The organism is Parvimonas sp. D9, assembly GCF_035282565.1.
Lineage (GTDB): Bacteria > Bacillota > Clostridia > Tissierellales > Peptoniphilaceae > Parvimonas > Parvimonas micra.
Genome location: NZ_JAYKBM010000009.1, coordinates 15,127 through 36,005, shown reverse-complemented (window position 1 = coordinate 36,005; position 20,879 = coordinate 15,127). Strand labels below are relative to the sequence as shown.

Annotated in this window: 18 protein-coding genes; 16 read left to right on the top strand and 2 right to left on the bottom strand. The window is 30.2% G+C overall.

The window, feature by feature from the left end; translation table 11 throughout:
- Window positions 1-23 precede the first annotated feature (23 nt).
- Window positions 24-1,280, bottom strand: a complete 1,257-nt coding sequence (locus tag VJI94_RS07215; protein WP_041953472.1) for a helix-turn-helix domain-containing protein — start codon at window positions 1,278-1,280, stop codon at window positions 24-26.
- Between the two features lie 566 nt (window positions 1,281-1,846).
- Here VJI94_RS07215 and argF point away from each other — a divergent pair.
- The 9 genes from argF to brnQ all read left to right on the top strand — a co-directional run bounded on the left by argF (window position 1,847) and on the right by brnQ (window position 12,206).
- Window positions 1,847-2,839, top strand: coding sequence for an ornithine carbamoyltransferase (gene argF / locus VJI94_RS07210; protein ID WP_150262801.1), 993 nt, complete (start codon window positions 1,847-1,849; stop codon window positions 2,837-2,839).
- A 9-nt stretch (window positions 2,840-2,848) separates the two neighbouring features.
- Window positions 2,849-3,784: a carbamate kinase gene (gene arcC, locus VJI94_RS07205; RefSeq protein ID WP_324008849.1), complete on the top strand. Its 936-nt coding sequence runs from the start codon at window positions 2,849-2,851 to the stop codon at window positions 3,782-3,784.
- Window positions 3,785-3,793: 9 nt separating this feature from the next.
- Window positions 3,794-4,729 carry a DMT family transporter gene (locus VJI94_RS07200; protein WP_269754063.1) on the top strand — a complete coding sequence of 312 codons (936 nt, stop codon included), beginning with the start codon at window positions 3,794-3,796 and terminating at the stop codon, window positions 4,727-4,729.
- A 107-nt stretch (window positions 4,730-4,836) separates the two neighbouring features.
- Window positions 4,837-6,036, top strand: coding sequence for an Mbeg1-like protein (locus VJI94_RS07195; RefSeq protein WP_324008848.1), 1,200 nt, complete (start codon window positions 4,837-4,839; stop codon window positions 6,034-6,036).
- Between the two features lie 124 nt (window positions 6,037-6,160).
- Window positions 6,161-6,571, top strand: coding sequence for a 30S ribosomal protein S12 (rpsL, locus tag VJI94_RS07190; RefSeq protein WP_009355082.1), 411 nt, complete (start codon window positions 6,161-6,163; stop codon window positions 6,569-6,571).
- 129 nt (window positions 6,572-6,700) lie between these two features.
- Entirely contained in the window at window positions 6,701-7,171 is a 471-nt protein-coding gene (gene rpsG / locus VJI94_RS07185) for a 30S ribosomal protein S7 (protein ID WP_004831806.1), read from the top strand.
- Between the two features lie 39 nt (window positions 7,172-7,210).
- Complete coding sequence (gene fusA / locus VJI94_RS07180) at window positions 7,211-9,286, top strand: elongation factor G (protein ID WP_004831805.1); 2,076 nt, start codon at window positions 7,211-7,213, stop codon at window positions 9,284-9,286.
- 20 nt (window positions 9,287-9,306) lie between these two features.
- Window positions 9,307-10,500 carry an elongation factor Tu gene (tuf, locus tag VJI94_RS07175; RefSeq protein WP_004831804.1) on the top strand — a complete coding sequence of 398 codons (1,194 nt, stop codon included), beginning with the start codon at window positions 9,307-9,309 and terminating at the stop codon, window positions 10,498-10,500.
- A gap of 287 nt (window positions 10,501-10,787) precedes the next feature.
- A complete protein-coding gene (gene brnQ / locus VJI94_RS07170) occupies window positions 10,788-12,206 on the top strand; it encodes a branched-chain amino acid transport system II carrier protein (protein WP_040596775.1) in 1,419 nt (472 codons plus the stop codon).
- A gap of 120 nt (window positions 12,207-12,326) precedes the next feature.
- On the opposite strand, the gene gpmA is transcribed toward brnQ, so the two are convergent.
- Entirely contained in the window at window positions 12,327-13,070 is a 744-nt protein-coding gene (gene gpmA / locus VJI94_RS07165; RefSeq protein ID WP_324008847.1) for a 2,3-diphosphoglycerate-dependent phosphoglycerate mutase, read from the bottom strand.
- 131 nt (window positions 13,071-13,201) lie between these two features.
- Between gpmA and VJI94_RS07160 the strand changes: the two genes are divergently transcribed.
- From VJI94_RS07160 to VJI94_RS07130, 7 genes are all read left to right on the top strand, one after another.
- Window positions 13,202-14,059 carry an ABC transporter permease gene (locus tag VJI94_RS07160; RefSeq protein WP_314720540.1) on the top strand — a complete coding sequence of 286 codons (858 nt, stop codon included), beginning with the start codon at window positions 13,202-13,204 and terminating at the stop codon, window positions 14,057-14,059.
- A 50-nt stretch (window positions 14,060-14,109) separates the two neighbouring features.
- The gene (locus VJI94_RS07155; protein ID WP_324008846.1) at window positions 14,110-14,841 is read left to right on the top strand and encodes an ABC transporter permease; all 732 of its coding nucleotides are present in this window, start codon (window positions 14,110-14,112) and stop codon (window positions 14,839-14,841) included.
- Window positions 14,828-15,916: a spermidine/putrescine ABC transporter substrate-binding protein gene (locus VJI94_RS07150; RefSeq protein WP_324008845.1), complete on the top strand. Its 1,089-nt coding sequence runs from the start codon at window positions 14,828-14,830 to the stop codon at window positions 15,914-15,916. Before VJI94_RS07155 ends, VJI94_RS07150 begins: the two co-directional genes overlap by 14 nt.
- 201 nt (window positions 15,917-16,117) lie before the next feature.
- Complete coding sequence (locus VJI94_RS07145) at window positions 16,118-17,548, top strand: APC family permease (protein WP_004831797.1); 1,431 nt, start codon at window positions 16,118-16,120, stop codon at window positions 17,546-17,548.
- Between the two features lie 125 nt (window positions 17,549-17,673).
- Entirely contained in the window at window positions 17,674-18,993 is a 1,320-nt protein-coding gene (locus tag VJI94_RS07140; protein ID WP_324008844.1) for a M18 family aminopeptidase, read from the top strand.
- The gene (locus VJI94_RS07135) at window positions 18,993-19,373 is read left to right on the top strand and encodes a hypothetical protein (protein ID WP_324001588.1); all 381 of its coding nucleotides are present in this window, start codon (window positions 18,993-18,995) and stop codon (window positions 19,371-19,373) included. The genes VJI94_RS07140 and VJI94_RS07135 overlap by 1 nt, the downstream gene beginning before the upstream one ends.
- A 167-nt stretch (window positions 19,374-19,540) precedes the next feature.
- On the top strand, window positions 19,541-20,716 hold the full coding sequence (locus VJI94_RS07130; RefSeq protein WP_314938532.1) for an iron-containing alcohol dehydrogenase: 1,176 nt from the start codon (window positions 19,541-19,543) through the stop codon (window positions 20,714-20,716).
- Window positions 20,717-20,879: the final 163 nt, after the last annotated feature.

Genomic DNA, 20,879 nt, shown 5'->3' with positions numbered 1-20,879 from the left:
GCTGTTGAATTAATCAACAGCTTTTATATTTCTCTATCTTGTAGTTTTAGATTTTTTCTAAATTCAGTTGGTAACATTTTTTGATATTTCAAAAAATTTCGATTAAATGTTTTGACTGTATTATATCCAACCTCAAATGCAATATCAGTTATTTGCATATCTGTTTTTAACAATAATTTTGTAGATTTATTAATTCGTACAAAATTTAAAAAATTTTTGAAATTTTTTTCTACATAGTATATAAACAATCTATTCAGTTCTGTTATGGATATTGAAAAGTTTTTACATATACTTTCTATTTCTATATCATCACTTGAATTTTTTACTACATAGTTTAATATTCTATAAAATTTTCTTATATTCTCTATTTGACAAATTTGTGAAACTTTATGAAATGTTTGTCTGTATTTATTGGGGTTTTGTCCTGTTCTTGCAGTAAATACTTTTGAAAGATGGGATCTATCTGAAAAACCTGTTATTTCTGCGATTTCTTCTATATCGAGATCTGTATAAAGTAACATATCCATAGTTTTTCCGACTCTCATTTCATTTATTAAGGTGTTAAAAGAAATACCTGTCGTTTCTTTTACATATCGATTTATTGTTGATTCACTCATAAAGAATAATTTTGAAATTGAAGAAATTGTAAGTTTTTCGCTTAAATGTGCATGAATATATCTAAAAATATTTATTTTATCAAATTTTTCGTCAACCTTTTTTATTTTTTGTGTATCTTCATTTTGCATTCTTCTGTAAGTTATAATTAAGTCAATTATTTTGTTTAAAACATATGCTGAAGATATTGGATTTTCGTTTTTGTTATACAAAGTTGAATCTTCTCCTAGTTCATCACGTAACATATCAAAAACATTTGAAAAATATTTGAATTGTTCGTCGGTGCATTGGATTACAGGATTGTCGTAAAATGAATTTATTAAACTTAAATTTTCTGCATCAATATTATAAAACGATTTTATTATTTTGTTTGCGCTGTCAAAATTATATTTTAGAATAAAATATTGTATGGTCTTTGAAACTTCAATAACCTCAGTATATTCCCAAGGTAAAATACAGATTAAAGTTTTGTCTTTTATTTCATATATATTATTTTGTATTCTCATTTTTGCAGCACCTTTTTTTATCAGCAAAAATCTTGCAGATTGATGAAAAAGTCCTTTTGTTGGAGATGTTATTATTTCTCTGTCAATACTGTACATGCTTTCTTCATTTATATATGAATTAGCTTTATTTTGTATTTCGATTCCTTTTTGTTTGTTCATAAATACTCCTGTTACAAATTATAATAAATTATCTCTTGTTGTTATTAGTATAAATCATAATTTTATTTATGTAAAGATTAAAAAACAAAAAATGTCTTTTTAAAATAAATCTCACATAATAATTTCAAAAATGATTAAATTTATTTTTAAAATATTGTATTTATAAATTATATAAGCTATAAAAGGACAATATATCTTTAAATTAGAGTAAAAATAAGTTAAATATTATAATCTGTTTATAGTATAAAAATATTTAATTTTATACTACAAACAGTAAACTTAAATATTTTTAATTGATATAAGTTAAAAAGACTTAAGATTGTAAAAAAATTGAAAAAGAATGTTTTATTGCAGATGGATTTGGGGATAAATTTAAATTAATATATATTAATATAATAGAAATAATTAAGAAATAAAATACATATAAATTCATCAGAATAAAAATAAATAGAAAGTAATACAAATTTTAATTAACAAAATGTCCGAAATTTTTTGTAAGATATAGTATAATAATTATGTAATGGATACGTTTGTCGTATCAAAAATTTATTTAAAGGAGAATTGTTATGAGCAAAAACTTAAGAGGAAGAAATTTCCTAACATTATTAGACTTTACAAGTGATGAAATTCGTTATCTTTTGGATCTTTCAAAGAATTTTAAAGATTTAAAGAGAAGCGGAACTCCACATCGTTATTTAGAAGGAAAAAATATAGTACTATTATTTGAAAAAACTTCAACAAGAACTCGTTGTTCTTTCGAAGTTGCCGGAATGGACTTAGGTATGGGAGTTACTTACTTAGATCCGGGTTCTTCACAAATGGGTAAAAAAGAATCTATTGAAGATACTGCAAGAGTTTTAGGAAGAATGTATGATGGTATCGAATACAGAGGATTCAGCCAAGAATTAGTTGAAACTTTAGGAGAATATGCAGGAGTTCCGGTATGGAACGGTTTAACTGATAAATTCCACCCAACTCAAATGTTAGCTGACCTTTTAACTATTGAAGAAAAATTTGGATATTTAAAAGGGTTAAACTTTGTATATATGGGAGATGCAAGAAACAATATGGGTAACTCACTTATGATAGCTTGTGCTAAAATGGGTGTAAACTTTACAGCTTGTGCTCCAAAAGAATTATGGCCTGAAGAAGAATTGAGAGAAAAAGCTTTAGAAATTGCTAAGGCTACTCATTGTACAGTAAGCTTTGAAGAAGATGTTAAAAAAGGAACTACAAATGCTGATATAATCTACACAGACATTTGGGTATCAATGGGAGAACCGGACGAAGTTTGGGCTGAAAGAATTAAATTATTAAAACCATACCAAGTAAACAAAGAAGTTATGGCAAATGCTAAAGAAACTGCTATCTTTATGCACTGCCTACCTTCATTCCACGATCAAAAAACTGTTATCGGTAGACAAATTTTTGAAAAATTTGGTATTCCTGAAATGGAAGTTACTGATGAAGTTATTGAAGGACCTCAATCAGTTGTGTTTGATGAAGCTGAAAATAGAATGCATACTATAAAAGCAGTTATGTATTCAACTTTATGGTAAGAGGTAAAAATGGGAAAGAGAATAGTTGTAGCTTTGGGGGGTAATGCTTTAGGCAATACCCCTTTGGAGCAATTAGAGAAAGTAAAAATAGCTGCCGATATAATTTCTGATTTAGTTAAAGACGGAAATGATGTTATAATCGGACATGGAAATGGACCTCAAGTAGGAATGATTAATTTGGCAATGGACTATTCAGCAAACGGAAAAGAAAAAACTCCTTTAATGCCGCTTGTTGAATGTGGAGCCATGAGTCAAGGATATATAGGTTATCATTTACAACAGGCTTTAGGTCAAGCTTTTAAAGAAAAAGGAATTAATAAAACTGCTGTTTCCGTTGTAACTCAAGTTGAAGTTGCAGAAGACGATAAAGCTTTTGAACACCCAACTAAACCAGTTGGAATGTTCTATACAAAAGAAAAGGCAGATGAACTTGCAAAAGAAAAAGGATTCACTTTTGTTGAAGACTCAGGAAGAGGATACAGAAAAGTTGTTCCTTCACCAAAGCCATTAAATATTGTTGAAATTGACGCTGTAAAAAAAATGGTAGATGCAGGACTTGTAGTTATAACTGTTGGCGGAGGCGGAATACCTGTCGTTAAGAAAAACGGTAAATTAGTAGGAATTGACGCAGTAATTGATAAGGATAAATCAAGTGCAAAACTTGCATCGGATTTAAATGCGGATTTCCTTTTAATTTTAACTGCTGTTGACAAAGTTTGTATAAATTTCAATAAACCTGACCAAAAAGAATTGGATGAAATAAATGTTGAACAAGCTAACAAATACATCGCAGAAGGACAATTCGGCAAGGGAAGCATGCTTCCAAAAGTTGAAGCTTGTTTGGAATTTGTAAATGGATTGGATAATAGATGTGCTATTATTACTTTGCTTGAAAAGGCATCAGATGCTGTAAAGGGTCTTACAGGAACTAAAATAGTTAAGTAGGAGGACGTTTTGGATAACATTTCAGGTAGAACAAGTTTTTTAGCAAAAATTGCACTTTTTATCGTGGCAATTTTGTGGGGAACTTCTCTTACAGTAGTTAAAAGTGCTGCAGATGTATTTAAGCCTAATTTTCTTTTGGGTATTAGATTTACCTTAGCGGGTATTATTCTTGCAGTTGTTTTTCATAAAAAGTTATTTAATGCAAAAAGAAATGAATTGATAGCCGGAGCTGTTATTGGGGTATTTTTATTCGTTGCTTATTCCAGTCAAACACTTGGAGTTACTTTTACAACTCCCGGACGTAGTGGCTTTTTATCAGCATCATATTGCGTAATTGTACCATTTTTGTATTGGATTACAAATAAAGTAAAGCCCGATAAATTTAATGTATCTGCTGCTGTATTTTGCATAGTCGGAATATTTTTTATTGCTATGGCGGGAGAGAGCGGTTCTATTTTTAATTCAAGTTGGAAAGCAATCTATGGAGATGCACTTGCCCTTTTGAGTGGATTTTTATTTGCATCACATATAGTTATGGTTACTAGACTTGGAATCGGGAAAGATCCTTTTGTACTGACAATAATGCAATTTTTGGTTGCAGGTATTTTATCTTGGGTAACTACATTTGTTTTTGAGAACAATGCCGGAATGCAAATTACATTAAGACCTATGCTCGAAGTTTTATATCTTTCTGTAATGTGTACAGCGGTTGCGTTATTATTACAAAATCTAGGTCAAAAATATACAGATCCAAGTAGTGCTGCAATAATCTTAGGTTGTGAGTCAATTTTTGGAGTTGCTTTTCCGGTTGCGCTTGGAATTGAAAGTTTAACAGTTAAATCGGTTATAGGATTTATTTTAATTTTTGTCGCAATAATAATTTCAGAAACAAAATTATCTTTTATATTTAAAAAGAAGGATAAGAAAATAGAAAGCAAAATTTAGAAGTCTTAGGACTTCTTTTTTTGTTGTTGACTTTTGTGCTTTTGTATGCTAGTATAAAATCGAATTTTTGTATTGTTATGTTCTTTATATAGTATAGGAGAGTTGGTATGAATATTGAAAAACAAATTAAAAAAAGAGGTTTTCAAAAAACAATTATAGAGAAAAATGTCATTAGTATTGATATTTTTTTAATTTTAAATTGCATTATTTATGTTCATAATTTTGAAAGAGATGATGTGCAAGAAAAACTTGTAGGAAAAAATATATTCGAAATATTTGATTTTATTAGAAATGAAAAAAATTCTTCTGGATATTATCCGGCAGAAATAAATGAAGATGAGTTTTTAGGTATTTTAAATACAGTAGATCATAGTAGACAAGTTTATGAAAAAATAAAAATAGTGGATATTGATAATTCGGTTTATGGAAATGCAACCGGTAGTGATAGAGTTGTAAATGTAAGTTTTTTGTTTGAAGATTGTTTAATCATAGTATACAAAGGAACTGCCGGTGATTATGAGTGGAAAGATAATGTGGAGGGGACATATAATATAACAGATACAAAACAGCAAAGAAGAGCTTTGAGATATTTCGATAAAATGGTTAAAAAATTTGACAATATTAGTAAAATATATGTTTCAGGTCATTCTAAAGGCGGAAATAAAGCTCAATATGTTGGAGTTTTAAGAGGTGATATGTCTAAATTAAAAAATGTATATTCTTTTGATGGACAGGGATTTAATATAAACTTCCTAAAAAAATACAATAAAGAAATAGAAAATAACAAATATAAAATTTTTAATATATGTAATGAATATGACTATGTAAATATTATAATGCACTCGGTATCTAATAAGATTTTTATAAAATCTGTTACAAATATTGGAAATGAAGATAATAGATATTCTAAAATTATTCATAGATTAGGAGGAGTACATTCTCCATATTCGATGTTTAAAAAAGAAAACGGAATTTTAACCTTAAATGATGTTGTTGAGCAAAGTGAAATTATGAAAAATTTAGAGAAACTTTTTGAATACTATAATGCCAATATGAAAGAGGAAGATAATCAATTTATGTATTATAGAATGTCCTTATTGATGATGAAATCGGGAAAGGAAGTTTTTGGAGAAGAATGTCCTATTGCGCCAAAAGGTTTTTCTAGAAGGTTTATTAAATTCACAAGAGATTTTACTAAAAATGAAAGTGGACTCGATTCTTCTGAAATAATAAATCTATTTAAACCAATATTATCTGATATAGGGTCGATAATTATAAAGGGAAAAATTTCTGAAAATAGCAGATAAAAAAATATTAAAAAACTGAAAAAAATGTTGACTTTTGCAAAAACAAATGTTAAAATAGTTAGGTACATTTAATAATGTATAGTTATGTGCATTTTTAGAAAAAAATATTTAAGGAGGTGAAGAAATGCCAACTATTAACCAGTTAATTAAACAAGGAAGACAAAAAGCTGTAACTAAATCAAAAGCACCGGCGTTAAGTTTTAACTTTAATACACTTAAAAAAAGAAGTACTGCCAGTGAATCACCACAAAAAAGAGGTGTATGTACAGCTGTAAGAACTGTAACTCCTAAGAAACCTAACTCAGCGTTGCGTAAGGTTGCCAGAGTTAGATTAACAAACGGAATGGAAGTTGCAGCTTATATTCCAGGTATAGGTCATAACCTTCAAGAACACAGTGTTGTGCTTATTAGAGGGGGAAGAGTAAAGGACCTTCCAGGGGTTAGATACCATATAATCAGAGGTACATTAGATACTGCAGGAGTAGCTAACAGAAAACAAGGAAGATCTAAATACGGAGCTAAAAGACCTAAATAATTAAACTGATGTGGCAGAAATGTTTTATTACTTAGAGTTTAACTTTATAATACATACATTTGTGTGCTTATCAGCAAGAAAATCGCTGAGTACCAGTGATACTACTAATATAGTAAGGAGGGAAGAAAGGTGCCAAGAAAAGGACATGTTCCAAAGAGAGAGGTAATGCCGGATCCGATTTATGGAGATGTGGTTGTTACTAAACTTATAAATAACATTATGCTTGACGGTAAAAAAGGAATTGCTCAAGCTATCGTTTACGGTGCATTTGAAATTGTAAAAGAAAAAACCGGCGAAGAACCAACTGAAGTTTTCAGAAAAGCTTTAGAAAACATAATGCCTGTTTTAGAAATTAAAGCAAGACGTATAGGTGGGGCAACATACCAAGTACCTATTCAAGTTAGACCTGAAAGAAGACAAACTTTAGGGTTAAGATGGTTAGTAACTTACTCTAGAAATAGAGGAGAAAAAACTATGAAAGAAAGACTTGCTAAAGAAATTTTAGATGCTGTTAATAACACTGGAGCAAGTGTTAAGAAGAGAGAAGACACTCACAAGATGGCTGAAGCTAACAAGGCTTTTGCACATTACGGATTCTAATATAGGAATTTTATTTAAAAGGAAAGGGGAAATGCTATTGTGGCAAGACAATATTCACTTGAAAATACAAGAAATATTGGTATAATGGCGCATATCGATGCTGGTAAGACAACAGTAACAGAAAGAATGCTCTATTATACAGGAAAGATCCACAAAATAGGTGATACTCATGAAGGTGCTGCACAAATGGACTGGATGGAGCAAGAAAAAGAAAGAGGTATCACTATTTGTTCAGCTGCTACAACTTGTGTATGGAATGATACAAGAATTAACATCATTGACACTCCGGGACACGTTGACTTTACTGTAGAAGTTGAAAGATCTTTAAGAGTTCTTGACGGCTCAGTTGCACTTTTTGATGCAAAGAGCGGTGTAGAACCACAATCAGAAACTGTTTGGAGACAAGCGGATAAATATGGCGTACCACGTATTTGCTTTATAAATAAAATGGATGCTACCGGAGCTAATTATTATGACTCTATCGAAACTATTAAGGATAAGTTAAAAGCTAATCCGGTGCCTGTTCAAATTCCTATCGGAGCTGAATCAGAATTTGTAGGAGTGATTGACTTAGTTTCAATGCACGCTATTATTTATAAAAACGACTTAGGTACAGATATAGAAGAAACTGATATTCCGGATGCTTACAAAGATAAAGCAGAAGAATATCGTCAAAATTTATTGGAAGCACTAGCTGAAACTGATGAGTTTATTATGGAAAAATATTTAGAAGGAGAAGCTATTTCACCATCTGAATTAAGAGAAGCAATCAGAAGAGCTACTATTAATCTATCAATAAACCCGGTACTTTGTGGATCAGCTTATAAGAACAAAGGGGTTCAACCTCTATTGAATGCTATTGTAGCTTATATGCCATCTCCATTAGACATTCCTGCAATTGAAGGCGTGGATGATAATGAAGAACCTGTAGAAAGACATGCTTCAGATGAAGAACCTTTCTCAGCATTAGCATTTAAAATTGTAGCTGACCCTTATGTTGGAAAGCTTGCATATTTTAGAGTATATTCAGGAACTTTATCAGCAGGTTCTTATGTATATAACTCAACAAAGGGCAAAAAAGAAAGAATCGGTAGAATTCTTATGATGCATGCTAATAAGAGAGAAGAAGTTGATAGCGTGTCAGCTGGAGATATTGCAGCTGCAGTTGGTTTAAAAGATACTACAACCGGAGATACTCTTTGTGATATGAATAGTCATGTAATACTTGAAAAAATGGAATTCCCTGAACCGGTTATTTCCGTTGCTATCGAACCTAAAACAAAAGCATCTCAAGAAAAAATGAGTATAGCTTTACACAAATTAGCGGAAGAAGATCCTACTTTTAGAACTTATACTGATGAAGAAACTGGTCAAACAATTATTTCAGGTATGGGTGAATTACACTTGGAAATCATCGTTGACAGACTTCTAAGAGAATTTAAAGTAGAAGCTAATATAGGAAATCCACAAGTTTCTTACAGAGAATCAATTTCTCAAGGTGCAGAAGCTGAAGGAAAATACATCAGACAGTCTGGTGGTAGTGGACAATATGGACATTGTAAAATTAAAATTGAACCTCAAGAAGCTGGTAAAGGCTTTGAGTTTGTAAATAATATCGTAGGGGGAGCTATTCCAAAAGAATATATCGGACCTGTTCAAAAAGGTATTGAAGAAGCAACTCAAGCAGGGGTACTTGCAGGATATCCTGTTTTAGATGTTAAAGTTACTTTATATGATGGTTCATACCATGAAGTTGACTCATCTGAAATGGCATTTAAGATTGCTGGTTCAATGGCATTTAGACAAGCAGTTGCAAAAGCTGCACCGGTTCTACTAGAACCGATGATGAAAGTTGAAATAACAACTCCTGATGAATATTTAGGAGATGTTATGGGAGATGTTTCATCAAGAAGAGGTAGAATTCAAGGAATGAACCCTAAAAATGGTGTTCATGTGCTTGACGCATATATACCTCTAGCTGAAATGTTTGGATATGCAACAGACCTAAGAAGTAATACTCAAGGTCGTGCAACATATTCAATGCAATTCGATCATTATGAAAAAGTGCCTCAAGCAATTTCTGAAAAAGTAATTGGCGAGAGAGCAAAAAAATAGATTAGGAGGACTTTAGTAAAATGGCTAAGCAAAAATTTGAAAGAACTAAACCACACGTTAATATTGGAACTATTGGTCACGTTGACCACGGTAAAACTACTTTAACTGCAGCTATCACTTTAGTATTGAACAAGAGATTCGGTACTGGTGAATTCGTTGATTATGCAAACATCGACAAGGCTCCAGAAGAAAGAGAAAGAGGAATTACAATTTCAACTTCTCACGTTGAATATGAAACTGCAAAAAGACACTATGCACACGTTGACTGTCCAGGACACGCCGACTATGTAAAGAACATGATTACAGGTGCTGCACAAATGGATGGAGCTATCTTAGTAGTAAGTGCTGCTGACGGTCCAATGCCTCAAACAAGAGAACATATATTACTTGCAAGACAAGTAGGAGTTCCTAAAATTGCTGTATTCTTAAACAAAGAAGATCAAGTTGATGACCCTGAATTAATCGAACTTGTTGAAATGGAAGTTAGAGACTTATTAAATGAATATGAATATGATGGAGACAACACTCCAATCGTAGTTGGTTCAGCATTAAAAGCTCTTGAAGAACCAGATGGAGAATGGGGAGACAAAATTGTTAAGTTAATGGAAGCAGTTGACGAATTTATTCCAGAACCAGTTAGAGATGTTGATAACCCATTCTTAATGCCAGTTGAAGACGTATTTTCAATCACTGGTAGAGGAACTGTTGCTACAGGTAGAGTAGAAAAAGGTAAAGTAAAAGTTCAAGATAACGTTGAATTAGTAGGTTTAACAACTGAAAGAAGAACAGTTGTAGTAACTGGTGTTGAAATGTTTAAGAAAATGTTGGATGAAGCTGCTGCCGGAGATAACATCGGTCTTCTTCTAAGAGGAGTTCAAAGAAATGAAATCCAAAGAGGACAAGTTCTTGCAAAACCGGGAACAATTAATCCACATACTAAATTTGAATCAGAAGTTTACGTATTAACTAAAGAAGAAGGTGGAAGACATACTCCATTCTTCTCAGGATACAGACCACAATTCTACTTCAGAACAACTGACGTTACTGGTAATATCCAATTAGAAGACGGCGTTGAAATGGTTATGCCTGGAGATAACGCTAAATTCATAATTGAATTAATTACTCCAATCGCTATTGATGAAGGTTTAAGATTTGCCATCAGAGAAGGCGGAAGAACAGTAGGATCAGGCGTTGTTACTAAGATTTTAGCATAATTATACTGATTATTTTAAAAGGGAATCATAGTGTTCCCTTTTTTAATGTTCAAAAAAATTTAAAATATTGGACTAAATAATTGTAGGAGCTTATTTTAGTTAATTGGTAAAAATTTTCAAAAAGAATAATTATACAATAAACTTTATTTATTTTCAGTTTTATATACTTCAAATTATAAAATAAATTAGAAAATATAAAGATGATTTTTTAAGTTACCTTGCCTTGCATGTTTTTTTATTTTGTGTTAATATATCTAAAGAAATCGTTTTTTACTTTAGGAGGGATTATGAAAAAAGAGGTAAGAATAATATTTGTAATAGGCTTTAGCTTATTTGCAATGTTTTTTGGGGCTGGGAACTTAATATTTCCAACATTTTTAGGATATAATTCAGGTTCTTATTGGCCTATAGCTTTTATTTTGTATATGGCTGCAGATGGGCTTTTAGCAATGATATCACTTTATTGTGTATTTTCTTCCGGTGGTATTACAGGATTTGTAAAACCTTTGGGGAAATATTTGGGGACAATAATTTTAGTTTGTATATCTTTATGTATAGGACCTTTAGTTGCAATTCCGAGAACAGGTGCAATTACTTATAATTTGGGAGTTGCAAATTTTGGATTTAAAAATTTGGTGGTAACGACTGCAATATTTTTTATTGTTACATATTTAATTTGCATAAAATCTGAAAAAATAGTTGATTTTATCGGAAGATATTTAACTCCTACACTACTTGTTTTTTTAATTATTATGATTATAACGGGAATTATATCTCCTGTTGGAGAAATCCAAGCCGGAGAAAATTTACAAAAAGTAATGTATGACTCATTTATAAATGGGTTTCAAACTTTGGACGGATTAGGTGCAGGACTTTTTAATGCAGTTATAGTGAATGCTTTAATTTTCTATAAAATTAAAAAAGAAAGAGAAAAAAAGGTAATATTATCCTCTTCTGTTATAGCTTTTATTTGTTTAAGTATCGTTTATGGAGGACTTTGTTTCTTGGGGGCAAGTTCAAAACTTAATGTTGAAGGGGCAAAAAACGGAACAGTTATTTTACTAAACTTTACAAATTTATTATTTGGTAGATCCGGAGTTTTAATGCTTTCAGTTATAGTAATTTTGGCATGTCTTACGACTTCAGTTGCACTTACAGGGGGAGTTGCTGAATATTTTTCAGAATTAATACCTAAAATACCTTATAAAATTTGGGTTATGATAGTTTGTTTTGCAAGTTTTGTTTTCTCCTGCCTTGGCGTAGATGCTATTATAAAATTAGCGGTTCCACTTTTATTTACATTGTATCCACCGATAATTATATTAATTTTGACAAGTGTATTCAGAAACAGAATCTCCTGTAATAGAGCTATAAAATATTCTGCAATAGTTGCAATAATTATAGGATTTATGACTGTATTAAATGATACTTATGGAATTTTAGAGTTTATAAAATTGTTACCTCTTAGTTCTTTAAGTTTTGGTTATTTAATTCCATCTGCAATTGTATTTTCCGTTGTTGCATTATTTGAAAAGAATAGTGGAGACCATATTGACATTCCTAAAGTATTAAATGCCAGAATAACTTTGCATGATGAAGATGTGGGAATGCTTTATTATATATCTGAAAAGATGGATGAACCAAAATCAGAAGTCATAAGAAAGGCAATAAAGAATTTGTATGATGAAATAAAAGATAAAGAATAACGAATTAAGAAGCAACAAGTCAAATTGTTGCTTTTTGTATTTATAATATCCGAATAAAGATAGTATTAATAAAATTAAAAGGTTGAGGACTTTACTCCTCAACCTATTTTGTTAAAAAAATTACTTTTTCTTTGTCTGATTTGCAACAGAATTTATCTTTGCATTTATTTCATCTTGATTTCCTAAGTAATATTTATTTGTAACTTTAAAATTGTCATCAAATTCATAAACTAAAGGAATTCCTGTAGGAATATTTACTGAAATAATTTCTTCATCTGTTAAATTATCTAAATATTTAACCAATGCTCTAAGTGAGTTTCCGTGTGCAGTTATTAGAACTCTTTTCCCGTCCAACATATCTTTTTTTATGACTTCTTCATAGTAAGGAATAACTCTTTCAATGGTATCTTTTAAGCTTTCATTATAAGGTAATTCACTTTTATCAACATTTCTGTAAGGTGCTTGATTATGAGGACATCTTTTATCGTCTTTATCAAGAGCAGGAGGTGGAACATCAAAAGATCTTCTCCAAAGTTTTACTTGTTCTTCTCCATATTTTTCAGCAGTTTCAGCTTTGTTTAAGCCTTGTAGTGCTCCATAATGTCTTTCATTTAATTTCCAAGTTTTTATAACAGGTAACCACTGTCTATCCATTCTTTCTAAAACGATATTTAAAGTGTTTATTGCCCTTTTTAAGTATGAACAGTAACATACGTCAAAATCGAAATTATTTTCTTTTAGTAAAAAACCGGCTTCATTTGCTTCGATGATTCCTTTTTCTGAAAGACCTACATCAGTCCAACCGGTAAATAAATTCAACTTGTTCCATTCACTTTCTCCATGTCTTATTAAAACTAATTTCATTTTTAAAAACTCCTTTAATTTTTCTTATACTAATTATATTATAAATAACAAAACTTTACAAGAAAAAAACTTGTATAATGTTTCTTTTGATGATAAAATAATAATTGCAATTATTTATTCTTGGAGGAAATATGTTACGAAAACATTTATATAGAATTAGGGCTATGCCATATTTATTATGGACGATTATATTTACGATAGTGCCTTTGTTTTTTATAATTTATTATTCTTTTAAAGTAAAAGATGAAAGTTTTGTTTTCACTTTGGATAATTACAAAAAGTTTTTCACACCAACATATTTGAAAATTATTTTTGTATCTTTAAAATTATCCTTAATTTCAACTTTTTTATGTCTAATTTTGGGATATCCCGCTGGACTTTTTTTAAGCAGGATAAAAGCTGAAAAGAGAAGAAATATTCTAGTTTTGCTTTTCATTATGCCTTTATGGACTAACTTTTTACTTAGAACTTACTCTTGGATGAGTATTTTTAGAGAACAGGGAATTATAAATCAAATGCTTATAAATATCGGAATTATAGATAGTCCTATAAAATTTTTAAACAATAACTTTGCAATTATTATAGGAATGATTTATAATTTTTTGCCTTTTATGGTACTTCCAATTTATACTGCACTTATAAATATCGATAAGGAATATATAGAATGTGCTAAAGATTTGGGGGCTAAAGGAAAAGATTTATTTTTTAGAGTTATTTTTCCACTAAGTTTTAAGGGAGTAATTTCAGGTTGTATTATGGTTTTTATGCCTTCTGTAACAACCTTTATAATATCAGACTTGCTCGGCGGAAGTCAAAATATGTTAGTTGGAAATTTAATTCAAAGGGAGTTTTTACAAGCTAGAAACTGGGAGACAGGTTCAAGCATTTCTCTAATTATGATTTTTATAATTTTTGTAAGTCTTATGATTTTTAGAATATTTGTAAAAAAATCAGATAATGAATTTACAGAAGGATTTAAAATATGGTAAAAAAACATACGGGAAAATTTTATCTATTTTTGTGTTATATATTTTTATATATGCCAATTATATTTATGATGGTGTTTTCCTTTAATGAATCTAGATATAACAATGCTTTTACAGGTTTTAGTTTAAAATGGTATATGGAACTTTTTAAAGATGAATCCATTATGAAAGTTTTTTTTCAAACACTTATCATAACAGGAATTGCAACTATTTTTGCACTTATAATCGGAACTATAGGAGCTTGGTCTATATATAGAGCTTTTAATCCAAAGCTAAGAAGTTATTTTATGAATGTAACATATCTTCCACTTATACTTCCTGATATTGTAATTGCAATTGGAATGATAATTTTATATGTATTTTTTAAACTTAATTTTGGATATTTTACGATAATTTTGTCACATATAATATTTAATATTCCGTTTGTAGTCTTTGCAATTTTGCCTAAATTATTGACTTTTGATAAAAGTCTTTATGATGCAGGTATGGATTTGGGAGCAAAGCAGTTTCAAGTATTTAAAAGAATTGTTTTACCTCAACTAATACCTAATTTAATTATAGGAGCATTGGTTTGTATTACTATGTCTTTAGATGATTTTACTGTCAGTTATTTTACTTCCGGAAATGGAGTTGCTACACTTTCGGTCAAAATTTACTCAATGACTAAAAGGGGAATAAGTCCTAAAATAAATGCATTATCAACATTGCTTTTTGCAATAATAATTATAATTTCAGCAATAACTTATGTATTTAAAAATAGAGGAGTAAAAAATGAAAAAATTTAAAAACTTATTAGCATTATTATTAGTTTTAGTTACAGCCGTATCTTTCACAGCTTGTGGAAAAACTGATAAAAAGGAAGAGAAAAAAGAAGAAAAGACAGAACAAAGTACAGAAAAGAAAGTTTTAAACGTAACTAATACAGATCTTTTCATAGATCCGGAAACTATAAAAGAATTTGAAAAAGAGTATAACTGCAAAGTAAATTATACATTTTTTGAAGAAAATGAAGAATATTATACTAAATTAAAAAGTGGGGCAGAAAAATATGATGTAATCGTAGCAAGTGACTATATGGTTGATACTATGATTAAAGAAAATATGCTGGAAAAACTTGATAAAAATAAGATTCCAAATATGGGTAAAGTAAAAAAAGAATATAGAAATTTAGTTTTTGACCCTACGAGTGAATATTCAGTTCCATATACAATAGGAAATATCGGAATTGCTTATGATAAGTCAAAACAAGAAAAAGTTGACAGCTGGGCTGACCTTTGGGATAAAAAAAATAAAGGTGAAGTTGTAATGTTGGACGGAAGCAGATTTACTATGGCAATAGCGATGATAAAAGAAGGACTTGACCCTAACTCAACAAAAGTTGAAGATATTGAAAAAGCCAAAAATTCTTTAATCGCTCAAAAGAAAATAGTAAAAAATTATGTTGGAGATGACCAAGCAAAGGATAATCTAATTTCCGGAGACTCAAAACTTACTTGTATTTGGGGTGGAGAAGCTCTACTTGCAAAAGATGAAAATAAAAATGTAGAATTTGTTTTTCCAAAAGAAGGAGCAATTTTTATCTTTGACAACTGGGTAATTCCTAAAGTTTCAGAAAATAAAGAATTGGCAGCAAAATTTATTGACTTTATGTCAAGACCGGAAATCTCTGCAAGAAATTGTAATTTTGTAAAATATGGCTCACCAATAGATGGTGCAAGAGAATTAATGGATGAAAACTTAAAAAATAGTGATATAGTATTTCCTAAAAAGGAAGTATTTAAAAAAGGCTATATATTAAAAGATTTAGGCGAATCAAATGAAAAGCTACAAGACGCTTGGACAGAAATAAAAGCAAAGTAAATAACTAAAATTACTAAAAGGCACCGAAAGGTGTCTTTTGTTAAATTTTGATTTACAGAAACGACAGGGTGAAGTGATAATATTTTTAGAACAAAAACAAAACGTTATCCTATTGCAAGTACCTTTGACAAGAAATAATAATTTTGATATACTGGTTCTGGCTAAAAATTTGGCTTAGAATTTATATTTTAGGAGGAAAAAATGGAAGGTTCCGAAAAGAAAATTAAATGGCAGGCCCTCGTGTTTATGTGTTTCTCAACACTTTGGGGTTTCGGAAATGTTTTAAACGGATATATTTACTTTCATGGTACTCAAGTAATTTTTTCTTGGATACTAATGTTTGCATTGTATTTTGTTCCGTATGCACTTATGGTTGGAGAACTTGGTTCAACATTTAAGCATTTAGGTGGTGGAGTAACTTCTTGGATTCAAGAAACTACTAACTCTAAATTAGCTTACTATGCAGGATGGACTTATTGGGCAGTACATATTACTTATATTGCCGGAAAAGGTTCAGGTGGTCTTAAGGCGTTAAGCTTTATGATTTTCAGAGATGCTAAAGCGTATGATAGTATTCCTACAATCTACGTTCAATTAGCTACATTTGGTGTTTTGCTATTATTCTGTTATTTGGCTACAAGAGGGTTAGGTCCGATTAAAAGATTAGCAACACTTGCCGGTTCAAGTATGTTTGTTTTAGGTATTTTATTTATTCTTATGATGTATGCAGCACCGGTTATTAATCCAAACGGCGGATATTTAAAATTAAACTTTGCTTGGAATAATTTATTCCCTAAGGTTGACTTGAATTACTTAAGTAGTTTATCTATCTTGGTATTTGCAGTTGGTGGTATTGAAAAAATTTCACCTTATGTAAACAAAATTGAAGGAGATTCCGCAAAAGAGTTCCCTAAAGCTATGATGCTTGCAACTTTAATGGTTGTTATCAGTGCTATCTTCGGAACTGTTGCTATGGGATTAATGTTCGACATTAATGAAATCAATGCAAGTAAAGAAGCATTTGACTCATATGCTGCAAATGGTGCTTATTGGGCATTCCAAAAATTAGGTAGATATTATGGTGTTGGTGATTTATTATTAATCATCTATTCAGCAGCTAATACTGTTGGACAATTCTCAACACTTTTAATCAGTATTGATGCTCCTTTAAGAATGTTATTGGAAGACCCTAATGCAAGTCAATATATTCCTACAAGATTGTTGAAGAAGAATGAGAGAGGCGCTTATGTAAACGGTATTGCATTAGTTGCAGTGCTTGGTGGGGCAATCATATTAGCTCAATCATTCGTTCCGGGAGCTACTACAGTTCTTAGACAACTTACTCGTCTTAACGGTGTAGTAATGCCGATGAGATATATGTGGGTATTTGTAGCTTACTTTGCTCTTAGATATGGTAAAGAAGAACTTGACAGACATTATAGATTTACTAAAAACAGGGGAGTTGGATTGTTCTTTGGTGCTTGGTGTTTCTTAGTAACATTAGCTTGTTGTTTACTTGGAATGTACTCAAAAGACAAATTTGAAATGGTTCTAAAGATTATAACTCCTGCAGTTTTGGTTGCTTTAGGTTTAATCTTACCTATCCTTAGAAAAAGAGAAAATAGTAAATAAATTTAGATAACAATTTAGATAATAAGGGAATAAAGGAACTTTGGTTCCTTTATTTTCTTTAAAATATATTTAAGTATTTTAAATTAATTAAATGGGGTAAATTAAATTTTGATAGGAGGGATTATATGAATAATATTGAAATTTCAAAAGAATTATTAACTTTTATTGATTCAAGTAAAAGTATGTTTCATACTGTTGATACAATGAAAAAATATTTTGACAAAGCCGGATATATATTTTTACCTGAAAATGCAAAATGGGAAATAAAAAAAGGTGGAAATTATTATACTACAAGAAATAATTCAAGTATATTGGCTTTCCAGGTAGGAGAAGAACTTAGCGACTATCATTTCCAAATTACAGCTGCTCATAGTGATTCACCAACATATAAAGTTAAAGCCGTTCCTGAAATGGATGCACCGGGAGAACATTTAAAATTAAATGTTGAAGGTTATGGTGGAATGATTGATTCAACGTGGTTTGATAGACCTTTAAGTTTAGCTGGTAGAGTTCTAGTTAGAGAAAATGGAAATATTGTAAATAAATTATTCTATATCGATAAGGATATTCTAATGATACCAAATGTTGCAATACATTTAAACAGAGAAATAAACAGTGGTTATGCTTACAATAAACAAGTTGATTTATTACCTTTATTCTCTGCAGGAGAACTAAAAAAAGGCGATTTTGATAAGATGGTTGCAGATGAATTGGGTGTTGAAGTTGAAGATGTTGTCGCAAAAGATTTATTCCTAGTAAATCGTCAAAGACAATGTATCTGGGGATATAAAGATGAATTCGTTTCAACACCAAAACTTGATGACCTACAATGTGCATTTACTTCAATGAAAGCATTTTTAGATGCGAAAAATCCAAAGGCAATAAATGTTTGTGCTGTTTTCGATAACGAAGAAGTTGGCTCAAACACAAAACAAGGTGCAATGTCAACATTTATGAAAGATGCTCTAAAGAGAATTAATGCTTCACTTGGATTTGGAACTGATGAATATCATCAAGCAGTAGCAAAATCTTTCCTAGTAAGTTGCGATAATGCTCACGCTGTTCATCCAAATCATCCTGAACTTTATGATCCAACAAACAGAACTTTTATGAACAAAGGTATTGTTATAAAAGAAGCTGCAAACCAAAAATATACAACTGATGCTTTCAGTAGAGCGGTATTTTTAGAAATTTGTAAAAAAGTAGATGTACCTACTCAATACTTTGCAAATAGATCTGATAAGGTTGGCGGTTCAACTCTAGGAAATTTATCAAATATTCAAGTTAGTTTACATGCTCTTGACATAGGAGTTGCACAACTTGGAATGCACTCAAGTTTTGAAACTTGCGGAATAAAAGATACAGGGTATATGGTTACTGCATTAAAAGAATTTTTCTCAACAAATATTAAAATTGATTGCTCTGACGGAGTGGTTTTTGAATAATGTCAAGAAGAATTACACCGAAGGAAATGTCAGAAGATAAATCCAAAATTTCTTTGACAGGATTAACCATAATTATGATGGGAACTTTGTTTATATATTTTTTATGGGCTGTTATAAATAGTAAATTTTTAGTTAATTTTAGTATAGACGCACTAGTTGGAGTTGTTGCTCTTGTAATATTAATTAGAAATTTAAAAGTAAAATACAGTGTGATAAAAAAATACACAAGTGAAAAACAATTTATGATTTTAGATTTAGTCGCTTTTGTTCTATGCTTTTTAATAAAAGTTGTAGTAAAAATTCCATTTGACTTTTCTTTAATCATCTTGTTAATTTCTCATTATGCGACAAAGCGAATATTCAATAAAATAGTAAAATAAGGCAAGGGTATATTGTTTTTACAGAATAAAAATTAGAGAGGATTGTTTTAAATAATTCTCTCTTTTTTGTTTTCTTATTTTAAAATAAGGGTATTCTTTAACTAGATATAGAGGAGAGGTAAAATCAATTTAGAAGTATTAAAGAATAAATTTAAAGGAGGATTTTTATGAAACCATTTATTTACGATATTCCTGTTAAGGTATATTTTGGAGAAGGACAACTTTCTAATCTTGGAAGAGAATTGTCAAAATATGGAAAAAAAGTTTTATTAACTTACGGAGGAGGTTCCATTAAAAAGATAGGACTTTATGATGAGGTTATAAAAGAAATAAGAGGTGCAGGACTTGAAGTTTTTGAACTTTCAGGGATAGAACCTAATCCTAGAATAGAATCTGTTAGAGAGGGTGCTAGAATATGTAAGGAAGAAAATATTGATGTGGTTCTTGCAGTTGGTGGAGGTTCAACGATTGATGCCTCAAAATTTATTTGCGCCGGAGCAAAAGTTGATTTTGACCCATGGGATTTTCTTGATTTAGAAAAAAGAGCAAAAATAGAAGATGCTTTGCCACTTTTAACTATATTAACACTTTCAGCAACTGGTTCTGAAATGGATAATGGTGGAGTTATTTCAAACCTTAAAACAAATGAAAAATTAAGTAATGGTTCAATGTGTATGTTACCAAAAGTTTCATTTCTTGACCCTAAAAATACTTATAGTGTAAGTGAGTATCAAACTGCTTGCGGTTCAGCAGATATTTTAAGTCATATCCTAGAAGTTTATTTTACAACAGAAAATGATTTGTTTATGCTTGATTGTGTTATGGAAGGTCTTATGAAAACAGTTATAAAATATGCTCCGATAGCAATGAAAGACCCTACAAACTATGAAGCTCGTGCTAATTTAATGTGGGCATCTTCTTGGGCAATAAATGGTTTTATAAATGGAAGTAAATCAACTGCATGGAGTTGCCACCCAATGGAACATGAACTTTCAGCTTTTTATGATATAACTCATGGACATGGACTTGCAATATTAACTCCACGTTGGATGCAATATTGTTTAAATGATGAAAATATATATAAATATGTTCAATTTGGTGTTAATGTTTTTGGCATAGATAAAAATCTTTCTGATAGAGAAATTGCAGAAAAAGCCATTGAAAAACTTTCAGAATTTTTATTTAATGACTTAAAATTACAAAGTACATTAAAAGATGTAAATATTAACGATGAAAATTTTGCTATTATGGCTAAAAAGGCTTGTAAGGGAAAAGAAAGCATAAAAGGCTTTAGAGAATTAACACCTGAAGATATAGAAAATATTTATAGAATGTGCTTGTAAAATTTTTAAAATAATTAAACAAAAACTCATCTAACATGCTTAGATGAGTTTTTTATACAATTTTGACTTATGGTTATGTAGTATGAAAATGCTTTATCTTTTTTATACTGCTACAAGAACATAGGATTAAAATTGAAAATAGAAACACATTTTTTAATATTTT